This window comes from Geodermatophilus sp. SYSU D00663 (genome assembly GCF_054050655.1).
Genome location: NZ_JBJGZT010000007.1, coordinates 1 through 12,521, shown reverse-complemented (window position 1 = coordinate 12,521; position 12,521 = coordinate 1). Strand labels below are relative to the sequence as shown.

Sequence of the window (12,521 nt, the reverse complement as noted above, 5' to 3'; positions counted from 1 at the left end):
GGGGGCTACCCGGCCGGCGGGCGGGTCAGGCGCGGCGGCCGAGCAGCGCCAGGACCCGCGCCTGCCGGTCGGCGCCCTCCGGTGCGTCCACCCGCCGGCAGATGCCGTCCGTGTAGAGGGCGTCACCCCAGCCGCGGGCGCCGGACTCGACCCGGTCGAGCTCGGCGGCGGTCAGCGTCGCGTCCTGGCCGGTGGCCCGGGCGAGGTCCCAGCGGTGGACGACCATGTCCCACACGTAGAACTGCGCCAGGGTCTCCCCCACCGTCGTCGGGCCGAAGAAGCCGTCGTACCCGGCGTCGGCGACGGCCGGGTCGGCCACGACGGCGAGCACCCGGGCGGCGTGCTCGCGCAGCGCCGCGGCGGGGTCGGCGGCGACGTCGGGCGCGGGACCGAGGTCGACCCCGCGGCCGGTGAGGAACTCGCGCTGGGTGTCGACGAGGTGCGCCACCAGGTCGCGGGCGGTCCAGTCCTCGCACGGCGTGGCGGCGTCCCACCCGGCGGCGGGCACGGCGTCGGCGACGGCGAGCAGCGGCTCGAGGACGGCGGCGTAGTCGGCGGCGATCGGGGTGGTGGTCGTCGTGTCCATGGCCCGAGCCTGGCCGCGTGCGGCAGCCTGCGTCTTGATGGAACCCGACAGCGCCGCCGTCCACCCTCGCGACGCCGTCGAGCGGGCGCACCTGCGCGACCCGCGCGACGCCTCGCACGTCATGTACCGCTACGAGGTCACCGACCCCCTGGCGGCGCTGGTGCAGCGGTTCTGGATCCCGGTGTGGTCGGTGCCGCCCGGCGAGGAGGCGGTGCAGCGGGTGCTGCAGTACCCGGTCTGCCTGCTCGTCGTCGCGCCCGGCTACGCCCGCTTCTACGGCGTCGTGTCGGGGCTGTCGACGACGACGCTCACCGGTGACGGCTGGGCGGTCGGCGTCATGCTCACCCCGGCCGCCGGCGCGCTGGTGGCCGGCGGGCCGGTGGCGGCCTACACCGACCGGCACGTCGACGTCGGCGAGGTGCTCGGCGACGACGGCGCCCGGCTGGCCGCGCGGGTGCGCGCGGCGATGGCGGCCGACCCGCACTCCCCCGCGGCGCACGCGGAGGCGCGGGCCGCCTACGACGACGCGCTGCGCCGGTTCCTGCCGGTCGACGAGGAGGGCGCGCTGGTCGACCGGCTGGTGGCGCTGGTCGAGTCGCGGCCGGACCTCACCCGCGTCGACCAGCTGTGTGCCGAGACGGGGCTGTCGGAGCGGGCGCTGCAACGGCTGGTGTCCCGCCGGCTGGGGCTGACGCCCAAGTGGCTGGTGCAGCGGCGGCGGCTGCAGGAGGCCGCCGGCCGGCTGCGCGACCGGACGGCGACGCTCGCCGGGGTCGCCGCCGACCTGGGCTACGCCGACCAGCCGCACCTGACCCGCGACTTCGCCCGGGTCACCGGGATGACGCCGGGCGAGTTCGCCGCGCGGTACGCGACCTGATCAGCCGGAGACGACCTGCCGCTCCGGCTCGATCCAGACGGTGACCCGCTCGGTCGTGATGTTCTCCGGCGGGTAGGGCCGGCCGTCGTACTTCTGCGACAGCTCGTCGATGTGCGCCCGCGCCTCCGGACCGGTCGTCGTCTCGGCCACCCGCCCGCGCACCTCGGCGAAGCGGTAGGGGTCCGACTCGTCGCGGATGGCCAGCGTCACCCGGGCGTCGCGCTGCAGGTTCTCGAACTTGCGCCGTCCGGTCTCGGTGTTGACGAACAGCCGCTCCCCGTCGGTGCCGACCCAGATGTACTGCGTCTGGATGCGCCCGCTCGGCAGCAGCGTGCTGATCGCCGCGTAGTTGGGGCCCTCCGCGAGCTCACGGGTGACCGGGTGCAGCGAGGGGCCGTCCTGGGTGTCTGCCACCGCGGGTGCCTACCCCCTCCGGTTCCGGTGCACGCCGTCCGTGTTGCGGGCCCCGACCCGGCAGCCCACCGTGGGTCGACCGCCCCTCCCCAGCCCAGGAGCTGCCATGGCCTCCCTGTCGAAGGACCCGGGTGCCGCCCCGGCCGACGGCGACCGCCCGACCCCTCGACAGCGACGCGACCGCACGCACTGGCTCTACATCGCGGTGATCGCGGCGGTGGTCCTCGGGATCGTCGTCGGGCTGGTCCTCCCCGGCTTCGCCACCTCGCTGGAGTGGCTGGGGACGGCGTTCGTCGGGCTGATCAAGATGCTCATCGCGCCGGTCATCTTCTGCACGATCGTGCTGGGCATCGGCGCGATCCGGAAGGCCGCCGCGGTGGGCCGGATCGGCGGCCTGGCGCTGGGCTACTTCCTGCTGATGTCCACGGTCGCGCTGGCGATCGGGCTCGTCGTCGGCAACCTGCTGCACCCCGGCGACGGGCTCGCGCTGTCCGAGGAGCTGCGCGGCCGCGGCTCGGAGCTCGCCGAGACCGCCGAGGAGAGCGGCGGCACCGTCGACTTCCTGCTCGGCCTGATCCCGACGACGCTGCTCTCCTCGCTCACCGACGGGTCGGTGCTGCAGGCGCTGCTGGTCGCGCTGCTCGTCGGGTTCGCCATCCAGGCGATGGGCGCGTCCGGGGAGCCGCTGCTGCGCGGCATCGGGCACCTGCAGAAGCTGGTCTTCCGGATCCTGGCGATGGTCATGTGGCTGGCCCCGGTCGGCGCGTTCGGCGCGATCGCGGCGGTGGTCGGCGAGACCGGCGTCGACGCGCTCAAGAGCCTCGCCGTGATCATGCTGGGCTTCTACGCCACCTGCTCGGTGTTCGTCTTCGTCGTCCTCGGGCTGCTCCTGCGGCTGGTGGCGAGGCTCAACGTGTTCCGGCTGCTGAGGTACCTGGGCCGGGAGTTCCTGCTCATCCTGTCGACGTCGTCGTCGGAGACGGCGCTGCCGCGGCTGATCGCGAAGATGGAGCACGCCGGGGTCAGCCAGCCGGTGGCCGGCATCGTCGTGCCGACCGGCTACTCGTTCAACCTCGACGGCACCGCCATCTACCTGACGATGGCCTCGCTGTTCATCGCCGAGGCGCTCGGCGACCCGCTGTCGATCGGCGAGCAGATCGGCCTGCTGCTGTTCATGATCATCGCGTCGAAGGGCGCCGCCGGGGTCACCGGGGCCGGGCTGGCCACCCTCGCCGGCGGCCTGTCGGCGCACCGGCCCGAGCTGCTCGACGGCGTGGGGCTGATCGTCGGCATCGACCGGTTCATGTCCGAGGCCCGCGCGCTGACCAACTTCGCCGGCAACGCGGTCGCCACCGTGCTGGTGGCCACCTGGACCCGGCAGCTGGACCGCGAGCGGCTCGAGGCGGCGCTGTCGGGTGCCGCGCCCTTCGACGAGGCCCGCATGCTCGACGACCACGGCGGGTCCGCGCTGCCCGACGACGCCACCAGCGCCGGCCCCGGCGACCGGGACGCCGACGCCGGGCTGCGCCGGCTGGCCGAGAGCTCGAAGCGGTAGCCGCGGCGGCCTGGCCGGGCGACGCCGCGGCGCTGGCCGCCGAGCAGGACCGGCTGGCCGCGCTGCGCCCGCCGCCGTGGTCCCCGCCCGCCGGGCCGGACGTGCGGCCGCTCGCCGGCGCGGTGGCCGCGGTCGAGGACGCCGGAGGGCTGGTCGCGGCCGCGGTGCTGGGGAACGCGGCCGCCGTCGTGCGGGGACCGGCGGCGGGCCCCTACGCACCGGCGCTGCTGGCGCTGCGCGAGGGGCCGCTGCTGGCCGCCGCGGTGGCCGCGCTGCCCGCCCGGCCGGACGTCCTGCTGGTCGCGGCGGCCGGACGGGACCACCCGCGGCGGGCCGGGCTCGCGCTGCACCTCGGCGCCGTGCTGGACCTGCCGAGCGTCGGCGTCACCGACCGGCCGCTGGCCGCCCGCGGCGACCCGCCCGGGCCGGCGCGCGGGGACACCGCTCCCCTGCTGCTCGGCGGCGAGGAGGTGGCGCGGGCGGTGCGCGTGGTGCCCGGCGCGCGCCCGGTGGTGGCCTCGGCCGGCTGGCGCACCGGCCCGGCGACCGCGGCCGCCGTCGTCCTGGCGACGACGGCCGGCGTCCGCACGCCCGAGCCGCTGCGCGCGGCCCGCCGGGTGGCCCGGCTCAGCCGCGGTCGGCCGGGGTGAGGCCCTCGACGACCGCGGCCATGTCCACCGCGCCCGGGTCGCCGAGCCGGCCGGCGGCGGCCTCCATCGTCTCGAGCACCGCGGCGGTGAGCCGGTCGGAGACCCCGCCGGCCCGCAGCGCCGCGCGGATGAGCCGGGCGTCCTTGGCCGCGCCGGTCAGGCCGAAGCTCGGCGGGTAGTCGCCGGCCATCATCAGCGCGCCCTTGACGTGGGCGTAGGCGGAGTCGACCGGCCCGCCCTCGATGGCGTCGAGGAACCGCTGCGGGTCCTGGCCGAGGGCGCGGGTCAGCGCGACCGCCTGCGCGGTGCCGGCGGTGAGCATGAACAGCCACGAGTTGCACGCCAGCTTGAGCCGGCTGCCCGCGCCCGCCTCCCCCAGCCACACCGTCTTCGAGCCCAGCGCGTCGAACACCGGCGCCAGCCGCTCGCGCGCCTCCTCCGGGCCGCTGGCCAGCAGGGTCAGCGCGCCCTTCGCGGCCGGCTCCTTCGTGCCGAGCACCGGGCAGTCGACGAGCACGAGGTCGAGTTCCCGGGCCGCCTCGACGGTGCGGTCGGCGCCCTCGACACCGACCGTGGAGCACTGCAGCCACGTGGTCCCGGCGGCGGGGGCGGCCCGCCGGACGACGTCGAGCACCGCGTCGGCGTCCAGCAGCATCGTCAGGACGACGTCGGCGCCGTCGGCCGCCTCCGCCGGGGAGTCGAACGCCTCCGCGCCGGTGCCGGTGAGCGCCTGCGCCTTGGCGGGGTCCCGGTTCCAGGTGCGGACGGGCAGCCCGGCCCGCCGCAGCGAGGTGACCATCCCCGCGCCCATCGTCCCGGTGCCGAGCACCGCCACCGTCGGTCGCGCCATGCAGCCGATCCTGCGGCCGGCGGCCCGGCCCCGCAGCCCCGGCCCCGCAGCCCCGGCCCCGTGTGCACGCAGCGCGCCCGGACCCGCCCCCCGCCCGCGCTGCGTGCACACGACGCGGACCTCCTCCGCCCGGTCGACGTCGGTGACCGGGATCGGCACCCGCTCCACGTCCGTCGTGCGGTCCTCCTCGCCGGGCGTGGCCGTGCCCTATCCGTGCCAGGCGTGGCCGTGGCTGTGCACGCCGTCGGGACCGTGCCGCTCGTCGGGCACCGGGCCGCCGTCGTCCGCGGCCCGGCCGGCCCCGTCGTCGTCGCGGCCGCGGTTGCGCCGGAGGTCGACCACGCCGAGCGCGAGCGCGGCGGCGGCGCCGAGGACGGACACGGCCAGCCCGGCCGCGGCCGCCGTCGGGTAGTCCCCGGACGCCGACAGCACGAGGTAGAACAGGCCCGGCAGCGCCGCGGTGCCGACGGCCGCGCCGAAGCGCTGCGCCGTCTGCAGACCCCCGCCGGCCGACCCGGCCATGGACACCGGGACGTCGCGCAGGGTCATCGTGATGTTGGGCGAGATGACGAACCCGCCGCCGATGCCGCCGACCAGCAGCGCCGGCGCGATCGCCCACCCGGCCGCCGACGGCGGGACCAGCAGCAGGACCACCGCGGCCGCCGCGAGGCCGACCATGACGCCCGACAGCCCGAACACCGTCAGCCTCCGGCCGTGCCGCTCCACCAGCCGCCCGGCCACGACCGCCGCCGACGCCGACCCGAGCGCGAACGGCGTCACCGCGAGCCCCGACTGCAGCGGCGTGTAGTCCAGCCCGGTCTGGAAGAAGAGCGCGAACACCAGCCAGATGCCGCTGAACCCGACGAAGTAGACGGTGCCCAGCGCCGCGCCGATGCCGTAGCCGCGGGTCCGGGTGACCAGACGGGGGTCGAACACCGGCTGCCCGTCGCGGGCCACCACCCGCCGCTCCCACGCGACGAAGACCGCGAGCAGCGCCGCCCCGACGAGGAACAGCCACCACAGCCGCGCGAGCCCGCCGGACTCGGCCTGCACCAGCGGGAACAGCACGGCGAGCGCCCCGGCGCCGAGCAGCAGCACCCCGACGACGTCGATCCGCCCGCGCCCGCCGCCGCCGCCGCGGGGCAGCAGCCGCAGGGCGAGCGCGAACGCGACGACGCCGATCGGCACGTTGACGTAGAACAGCCAGCGCCAGCCGCCGGGCCCGTCGGCCAGGCCGAGGATCGCGCCGCCGACGACCGGGCCGACGGCGGTCGAGATCCCGACCGTGGCGCCGAACAGGCCGAAGGCCCGCCCGCGCTCGGCGCCGCGGAACAGCTGCTGGATGAGCGCGGAGTTCTGCGGCGCCAGGCACCCGGCCGCCAGCCCCTGCACCAGCCGGGCGGCGACCAGCCAGCCCACCGACGGCGCCGCCCCGGCCGCGGCGCTGGAGAGCACGAACCCGGCCAGCCCGAGCAGGAACAGCCGCCGGCGGCCGAACGCGTCGCCCAGCCGGCCGGCGGGGACCAGCATCAGCCCGAAGGTCAGCGCGTAGCCGGACACCACCCACTGCACGGTCGCGGGCGTCGCCCCGAGGTCGGACTGCAGCGAGGGCAGCGCCACCGACACGATGCTGACGTCGAGCAGGCTCATGAACCCGACGACGAGGGTCACCGACAGCGCGGTCCACCGCTTCGGGTCCGGGCGGTACCCCTCCTCCCCGGCGACGGCCTGCGACGGGGCGTCGGTGGATGCGCGTGGCGGCACGGGGAGGCCTCTTCCGGTGGTGCAGCGGGAGGCGCGGCCGCCGTCCGGCCGGCCGCGCCGTGCTGCCCTACCCGGTCGTGCCCCACCGACACCCGGGGGTGCCGGTGGGGCACGGTCAGTCGAGGACGGCGGTGGCGTCCACCTCGACCAGCAGGTCCGGCTCGGCGAGCGCGGCCACGGGGAGCAGGGTGACCGGCCGGGTCAGGTCGCGGCCGAGCCGGGCCGACGCCCGGGCCACGCCCTCGCCCAGCGCCGGCAGCGCCTCCGGGGACCAGCCGACGACGTAGAGGACGAGCTTGGCGACGTCGTCGAAGGTGCCGCCGGCGGCCTCCAGCGCGGTGGCCACGTTGAGGAACGCCTGCTCGGTCTGCGCGGCGAGGTCGCCGGGGCCGACGGGCTCCCCCTCGGCGGTGCGGGCGACCTGGCCGGCCAGGTACACGGTGCGGCTGCCGGTGGCGACCGCCACCTGGCGGTAGACGCCGGGGACGGGCAGGCCGGGCGGGTCGATCAGCTGGACGGTCACGGCTCCTCCTCGGGAGTGGTGGGGGCCAGAACATAAAGGTGCTATGCGACAGTTCCGGGATGCCGCGACGTCCCGACCCCGCCGTCCGCCGGCTGCTGGTCGAGCGGGCGGCGCGGATGCTCGCCGGCCGGGAGCCGGTGACCCTGCGCGCGCTGGTCGAGGGCACCGGCGCCTCGACGATGGCCGTGTACACGCACTTCGGCGGCATGCCGGGGCTGTGGAGGGCGGTGCGGCAGGAGGGCTTCACCCGGCTCGCGGCCCGGCTGGACGCCGTCGCCCGCACCGCCGACCCGGTCCACGACCTCGCCGCGCTCGGCGTCGCCTACGCACGCAACGCGCTGGACGCCCCGGAGCTGTACCGGGCGATGTTCGACGCCCGCGCCGACCTCGCCGACGCACGGGCCGCCGACGCGACCTTCCAGCGCCTGGTGGACGCCGCCGCCCGCGCCCGCGACGACGGCCGGCTGGCCCCGGGCACCGACCCGCTCGCCCTGGCCACGCGGTACTGGGCCGCCGGGCACGGCCTGGTGTCGCTGGTCGTGCAGGGCGTGCTGCCCGCCGGGGTCCTGGAGCCGCAGGCCGTCGAGACCGCCGTCGCCCTGCTCACCGCCGCTGGCGACGACCCCGCCCGCTGCCGGGCCTCGGTGCGGCGCGCCTGGTCCGCCGGCTGACAGCGCAAGAACGGTCGGGCCACACGGCGGCCCGGGTCGCCAGACTCGACGCGTGACCCCGCCCGGCCGCGACCGCCTCCGCGAACTGCTCGACGCCGTGCTCGACGAGGACAACCGCACGCTCTCGGACATGGCCGGCGACGCGTACGCCTCGCCGTTCCACTTCAGCCGGCAGGTGTCCGGCGGCGCCGGGGAGTCACCGGTCGCGCTGCGCCGCCGGGTGGTGCTCGAGCGGGCGGCCTGGCAGCTGCGGCAGGGCGCGAGCGTCACCGACGCCGCGTTCGCCGCGGGCTACGAGTCGGTCGAGGGCTTCAGCCGGGCGTTCGCGCGGGCCTACGGCCGCAGCCCGGGCTCGGCCGACACCGGCAGCGCCGCGCGGGACGGGCACTGGCTGCCCGCGCCCAACGGCATCCACTTCCACCCGCCGGCGTCGCTGTGGGTCGCCGACGAGCCCGCGCGCCGCGGCGGCGACCAGGTGACCGCGCTGCTGGTGCACCACGGCGTCGAGGACACCCGCGCCCTGCTGGAGCTGGCCAAGGGCCTGCCCGAGGAGGAGTACCGGCGGGTGCGGGCGCCGGGCCTGACGGTCCTCGCCTGGGACGGCGCCGAGGAGACGCTCGCGGCCGTCCTCGACGCCCTCGTCTGGTCGCTCGAGGTGTGGGTCGCCTCGATCGAGGGCGGGGAGCACCCCGTCCGCGGCGCCGACGACCCGGCCGCGCTGATCGACCGGCACGACGCCGTCGCGCCGCGCTGGCTCGCCGCCGTCCGCGAGATCGCCCGCCGCGGCGCCTGGGGCGACCGGCTGGTCGACGCGCTGTGCGAGCCGCCGGAGAGCTTCGTCCTCGGCAGCGTCGTCGCGCACGTCCTCACCTTCTCCGCGCACCGCCGGCTGCTCGCCCGGCACTGGCTGCGCGACGCCGGCGTCGCGGTCGACGCCGGCGACCCCATCGAGTGGCTCTCCCGGAGGGACCGATGACCCGCACCGTCTACTACACCGCCACGACCCTCGACGGCTTCATCGCCGGCCCCGGCCACTCGCTGGACTGGCTGCTCACCCGCGAGGCCGACGCCGAGGGGGCGATGGGCTACCAGGCGTTCGAGAAGACCGTCGGCTCGCTGGTCATGGGCGCCTCCACGTACGAGTGGGTGCGCGAGCACGGCGGCGCGGACACCTGGAGCTACGACCAGCCCGCCTGGGTGCTCACCCACCGGCAGCTGACGCCGTACGAGAGCGCGGACGTCCGCTTCACCAGCGCGGACACCCCCGACGACCTGCGCGCGCTGCACGCGGAGATGACCGCGGCGGCCGGCGACCTGGACGTGTGGATCGTCGGCGGCGGCCCGGTGGCCGCGCAGTTCGCCCGGGCGGGACTGCTGGACGAGGTGGTCGTCTCGATCGCGCCGGTCACGCTGGGCGCCGGGATGCCGCTGCTGCCGGCGCACGTCGAGCTGGTCACCCGCGAGGTCGCGCAGAACGGCGAGTTCGTCGTCGTGCGGTACGACGTCGTCCGTCCCGGCTGAGCGCCGCACCCGGGCGGCCGGCGGATCGGGCCGCCGGGGTACGCCGCTCCGGCCAGGACCGCGATCCCGTGTCGACACCTCGACGCAGCGACAAGCCTCCGTGCCGACAAGCCTCCGTGCCGACAAGCCTCCGTGCCGACAAGCCTCCGTGCCGACATGCCTCCGTGCCGATCCGGCGACGTGGCGACCTGCCGACGGGTCGACGGGAGGGTCAGGCGGCGCGGATCACCGAGACGTCGAACTCGACCTGGATGCGGTCGCTGACGAGCCACCCGCCCGTCTCCAGTGCGGTGTTCCAGGTCAGGCCCCACTCGCTGCGCTTGATCGCCAGCGCCCCCTCGAAGCCGACCCGGGTGTTGCCGAACGGGTCCTTCGCCGAGCCGGTCATCGCGAACTCCACGGTCACCGGGCGGGTGACGTCGCGGATGGTGAGGTCGCCGGTCACCTGGTAGGTGTCGTCGTCGGTCTGCTCGACGTCGGTGGAGGTGAACACCATCTCCGGGAACCGCTCGACGTCGAGGAAGTCCGGCGAGCGCAGGTGCGCGTCCCGGTCGGCCTGGCCGGTGTCGATGCTCGCGGTCCTGATCCGGATCGTCACGCTGCTGGCCCCGGGCTTCTGCACGTCGAGGTGCGCCTCGCCGGCGAAGTCGGTGAACGCGCCGCGGACGGTCGTCACCATCGCGTGCCGTGCCCGGATGCCGATCCGGGTGTGCGCCACGTCGATGGTGTAGTCGCCCGTGACGTCGGCCAGCGCGGCCGTCGCCGCGTCGAAGTCGGTGGGGTCGCTCTCTGCTGCCCGGTGCTTCGCCACGTGTCCCGTCCTTCCCCCTCGCTGACACACCATCCTCGCCGATCCCGCCGACGGTGCCACCGCCGGGCTCCGGGAACGGGCGGCGGACGGCCTCAGCGACCCGGGCGGAACGGGTTGCGGCCCGGCCGGAACAGCGTCTCCTGGGTCAGGCTCGCGGCCAGGACGCCGTCGCGGGTGGTCACCGAGCCGGTGTACCAGCCACGCCCGCCGGACACGGTGTGCGGGACCAGGTCCACGAGCACCCAGTCGTCGAGCCGGGCCGTCCGGTGGAACCACACCGCGTGGTCCAGCGTCGGGCCGGGCGCCGCCTCGTCCTCGGGCAGCGCGGACAGCCCGGTGCCGATGTCGGACAGGTAGGTGAGCGCGCAGGCGTGCACCAGCGGGTCGTCGGGCAGCGCCACGGTGGACCGCGACCAGAACCGGGTCGGCCAGGAGGCGGCCGGGTGCGGCTGGGAGGGCCGGCGGCCGTCCATGGTGAACAGCCGGGGCAGCGCGAACGGCTCGCACTCCGCGGGGTCCTCGGCCGCCGGCGCCGCGGCCACCTGGACGTCGGGCCCGGCGGTGGGCGCCTGGAACGACGCCGACATCGACAGCACCACCTCGCCGCCCTGCACCGCGACCACCCGGCGCGCGGAGAACGACCCGCCGTCGCGGTCGCGGTCGACGCGGAAGACGGTCGGCCGGGCGGCGTCGCCGCTGCGGAGGAAGTAGCCGTGCAGCGAGTGCGGCAGCCGGTCGGACGCCACCGTGCGGCCGGCGGCGAGCAGCGCCTGCGCCGCGACCTGCCCGCCGTAGAGCGGGAACGGGTCGGTGAACACCAGCGCGCTGCGGTAGAGGTCCCGGTCGATCTCCTCGAGCGTCAGGACGTCGAGCAGGGTCGGCTCTCCCGCGGTCGTGGTCACGACCGGCGAAACTAACCGGGCCCGGAGCCGCCGTGCGAGGCGGCCCCGGGCCCGAGGGAGCAGTGCGGTTACAGCAGCTCGAGGATGGTGGCGTTGGCCTGGCCGCCGCCCTCGCACATCGTCTGCAGGCCGTAGCGGATGCCGTTGTCGCGCATGTGGTGCACCAGCGTCGTCATGATCCGCGCGCCCGAGCCGCCGAGCGGGTGGCCCAGGGCGATGGCGCCGCCGTTGGGATTGAGCGACTTCTCGTCGGCGCCGAGGTCGGCCAGCCAGGCCAGCGGCACCGGCGCGAAGGCCTCGTTGACCTCGAACACGCCGATCTCGTCGATCGACAGCCCCGACCGCGCCAGCGCCTTCTGCGTGGCCGGGATCGGCGCGGTGAGCATGACCACCGGGTCGGCGCCGGCCAGCACCGCGGTGTGCACCCGGGCGATCGGCCGCAGACCGAGCTCGGCGGCCTTCTCGCTGGTGGTCATGAGCAGCGCGGCCGAGCCGTCGGAGATCTGCGAGGAGTTGCCGGCGGTGATGACGCCGTCCTCCCTGAACGCCGTCTTCAGGCCGGCGAGCTTCTCCACCGTCGACTCGCGGATGCCCTCGTCCTGGCCGACGACGGTGCCGTCGGGGGTGGTCACCGGCGCGATCTGGGCGTCGAAGCGGCCCTCGGCGCGGGCGGCGGCGGCCTTCTCGTGGGAGGCGACGGAGAACTCGTCGCAGCGCTGGCGCGACAGGCCCCACCGCTCGGCGATCGTCTCCGCACCCAGGCCCTGGTTGATCTTCGCGCCGCCGTAGCGCTCGGAGAACCTCGTCCCGAACGGGTCGGCGTCCTGCCGCGCGCTGCCCATCGGCACCCGCGACATCGACTCGACGCCGCCGGCCACGACGACGTCGTACTGACCCGACACCAGGCCCGCGGCGGCGAAGTGCACCGACTGCTGCGAGGAGCCGCACTGCCGGTCGACGGTCACGCCGGTGACCGTCTCCGGCCAGCCCGCGGCGAGCGCCGCCGTCCGGGCGATGTCGAAGGTCTGCTCGCCGACCTGGGACACGCAGCCCCAGATGACGTCCTCGATCTCGGCCGGGTCGACGCCGGCCCGCTCGGCCAGCGAGGTGAGGACGTGCGCGGACAGGTCGACCGGGTGCACCCCGGACAGCCCGCCGTTGCGCTTGCCCACGGGCGTGCGCACCGCCTCGACGATCACCGCGTCACGCATGTCTGCTCCCTCCGAGCGGGTGTGGTGCCCGGCACACTAACCCGCGCTCCTGGCGACCTCCGCCGCCCGGGCCGGGGGGGGGGGGGGGGGGGGGGGGGGGGGGGGGGGGGGGGGGGGGGGGGGGGGGGGGGGGGGGGCGGGGGGGGGGGGGGGGGGGGGGGGGGGGGGGGGGGGGGGGGGGGGGGG

The 12,521-nt window shown here is 76.5% G+C and carries 14 protein-coding genes; 6 read left to right on the top strand and 8 right to left on the bottom strand.

The window, feature by feature from the left end; translation table 11 throughout:
- Positions 1-25: 25 nt before the first annotated feature.
- Positions 26-586 (bottom strand): TIGR03086 family metal-binding protein, encoded by a 561-nt coding sequence (locus ACI79Z_RS06930; protein WP_387993163.1) that lies wholly within the window; start codon positions 584-586, stop codon positions 26-28.
- Between the two features lie 37 nt (positions 587-623).
- Here ACI79Z_RS06930 and ACI79Z_RS06925 point away from each other — a divergent pair, with 37 nt between their 5' ends.
- Positions 624-1,463, top strand: coding sequence for a helix-turn-helix domain-containing protein (locus ACI79Z_RS06925; protein WP_456902146.1), 840 nt, complete (start codon positions 624-626; stop codon positions 1,461-1,463).
- Here the strand turns inward: ACI79Z_RS06925 and ACI79Z_RS06920 are convergent, their stop codons facing one another.
- Positions 1,464-1,877 (bottom strand): TIGR03618 family F420-dependent PPOX class oxidoreductase, encoded by a 414-nt coding sequence (locus ACI79Z_RS06920; RefSeq protein ID WP_387993168.1) that lies wholly within the window; start codon positions 1,875-1,877, stop codon positions 1,464-1,466.
- A gap of 106 nt (positions 1,878-1,983) precedes the next feature.
- Between ACI79Z_RS06920 and ACI79Z_RS06915 the strand changes: the two genes are divergently transcribed.
- A complete protein-coding gene (locus ACI79Z_RS06915) occupies positions 1,984-3,432 on the top strand; it encodes a cation:dicarboxylate symporter family transporter (protein WP_456902145.1) in 1,449 nt (482 codons plus the stop codon).
- 101 nt (positions 3,433-3,533) lie between these two features.
- Entirely contained in the window at positions 3,534-4,082 is a 549-nt protein-coding gene (locus ACI79Z_RS06910; protein WP_456902144.1) for an endonuclease V, read from the top strand.
- On the opposite strand, the gene ACI79Z_RS06905 is transcribed toward ACI79Z_RS06910, so the two are convergent.
- The 3 genes from ACI79Z_RS06905 to ACI79Z_RS06895 all read right to left on the bottom strand — a co-directional run bounded on the left by ACI79Z_RS06905 (position 4,060) and on the right by ACI79Z_RS06895 (position 7,219).
- Positions 4,060-4,932, bottom strand: coding sequence for an NAD(P)-dependent oxidoreductase (locus ACI79Z_RS06905; RefSeq protein WP_456902143.1), 873 nt, complete (start codon positions 4,930-4,932; stop codon positions 4,060-4,062). The two genes, ACI79Z_RS06910 and ACI79Z_RS06905, sit on opposite strands and share 23 nt — an antisense overlap.
- A gap of 207 nt (positions 4,933-5,139) precedes the next feature.
- A complete protein-coding gene (locus ACI79Z_RS06900) occupies positions 5,140-6,696 on the bottom strand; it encodes an MFS transporter (RefSeq protein WP_456902142.1) in 1,557 nt (518 codons plus the stop codon).
- Between the two features lie 115 nt (positions 6,697-6,811).
- Positions 6,812-7,219: a RidA family protein gene (locus ACI79Z_RS06895; RefSeq protein WP_456902141.1), complete on the bottom strand. Its 408-nt coding sequence runs from the start codon at positions 7,217-7,219 to the stop codon at positions 6,812-6,814.
- 59 nt (positions 7,220-7,278) lie between these two features.
- Here ACI79Z_RS06895 and ACI79Z_RS06890 point away from each other — a divergent pair, with 59 nt between their 5' ends.
- The 3 genes from ACI79Z_RS06890 to ACI79Z_RS06880 are packed head-to-tail and all read left to right on the top strand — an operon-like array spanning position 7,279 to position 9,411.
- Positions 7,279-7,890, top strand: coding sequence for a TetR/AcrR family transcriptional regulator (locus ACI79Z_RS06890; protein ID WP_456902140.1), 612 nt, complete (start codon positions 7,279-7,281; stop codon positions 7,888-7,890).
- Positions 7,891-7,942: 52 nt separating this feature from the next.
- Positions 7,943-8,866: a helix-turn-helix domain-containing protein gene (locus tag ACI79Z_RS06885; RefSeq protein WP_387993188.1), complete on the top strand. Its 924-nt coding sequence runs from the start codon at positions 7,943-7,945 to the stop codon at positions 8,864-8,866.
- The gene (locus ACI79Z_RS06880) at positions 8,863-9,411 is read left to right on the top strand and encodes a dihydrofolate reductase family protein (RefSeq protein WP_456902139.1); all 549 of its coding nucleotides are present in this window, start codon (positions 8,863-8,865) and stop codon (positions 9,409-9,411) included. The genes ACI79Z_RS06885 and ACI79Z_RS06880 overlap by 4 nt, the downstream gene beginning before the upstream one ends.
- 211 nt (positions 9,412-9,622) lie before the next feature.
- On the opposite strand, the gene ACI79Z_RS06875 is transcribed toward ACI79Z_RS06880, so the two are convergent.
- The 3 genes from ACI79Z_RS06875 to ACI79Z_RS06865 form a co-directional block, all read right to left on the bottom strand.
- Positions 9,623-10,222 (bottom strand): YceI family protein, encoded by a 600-nt coding sequence (locus tag ACI79Z_RS06875; protein ID WP_387993194.1) that lies wholly within the window; start codon positions 10,220-10,222, stop codon positions 9,623-9,625.
- A gap of 92 nt (positions 10,223-10,314) precedes the next feature.
- Positions 10,315-11,124 carry an acyl-CoA thioesterase gene (locus tag ACI79Z_RS06870; RefSeq protein WP_387993197.1) on the bottom strand — a complete coding sequence of 270 codons (810 nt, stop codon included), beginning with the start codon at positions 11,122-11,124 and terminating at the stop codon, positions 10,315-10,317.
- 68 nt (positions 11,125-11,192) lie between these two features.
- Entirely contained in the window at positions 11,193-12,335 is a 1,143-nt protein-coding gene (locus ACI79Z_RS06865) for a thiolase family protein (RefSeq protein WP_387993199.1), read from the bottom strand.
- Between the last annotated feature and the right edge of the window lie 186 nt (positions 12,336-12,521).

What these genes read in the sequence shown, in the direction of transcription:
- ACI79Z_RS06880 (WP_456902139.1), top strand. Translation starts at nt 8,863, where the DNA reads ATGACCCGCACCGTCTACTACACCGCCACGACCCTCGACGGCTTCATC.
- ACI79Z_RS06905 (WP_456902143.1), bottom strand. Translation starts at nt 4,932, where the DNA reads ATGGCGCGACCGACGGTGGCGGTGCTCGGCACCGGGACGATGGGCGCG.
- ACI79Z_RS06915 (WP_456902145.1), top strand. Translation starts at nt 1,984, where the DNA reads ATGGCCTCCCTGTCGAAGGACCCGGGTGCCGCCCCGGCCGACGGCGAC.
- ACI79Z_RS06890 (WP_456902140.1), top strand. Translation starts at nt 7,279, where the DNA reads ATGCCGCGACGTCCCGACCCCGCCGTCCGCCGGCTGCTGGTCGAGCGG.
- ACI79Z_RS06925 (WP_456902146.1), top strand. Translation starts at nt 624, where the DNA reads ATGGAACCCGACAGCGCCGCCGTCCACCCTCGCGACGCCGTCGAGCGG.
- ACI79Z_RS06865 (WP_387993199.1), bottom strand. Translation starts at nt 12,335, where the DNA reads ATGCGTGACGCGGTGATCGTCGAGGCGGTGCGCACGCCCGTGGGCAAG.
- ACI79Z_RS06930 (WP_387993163.1), bottom strand. Translation starts at nt 586, where the DNA reads ATGGACACGACGACCACCACCCCGATCGCCGCCGACTACGCCGCCGTC.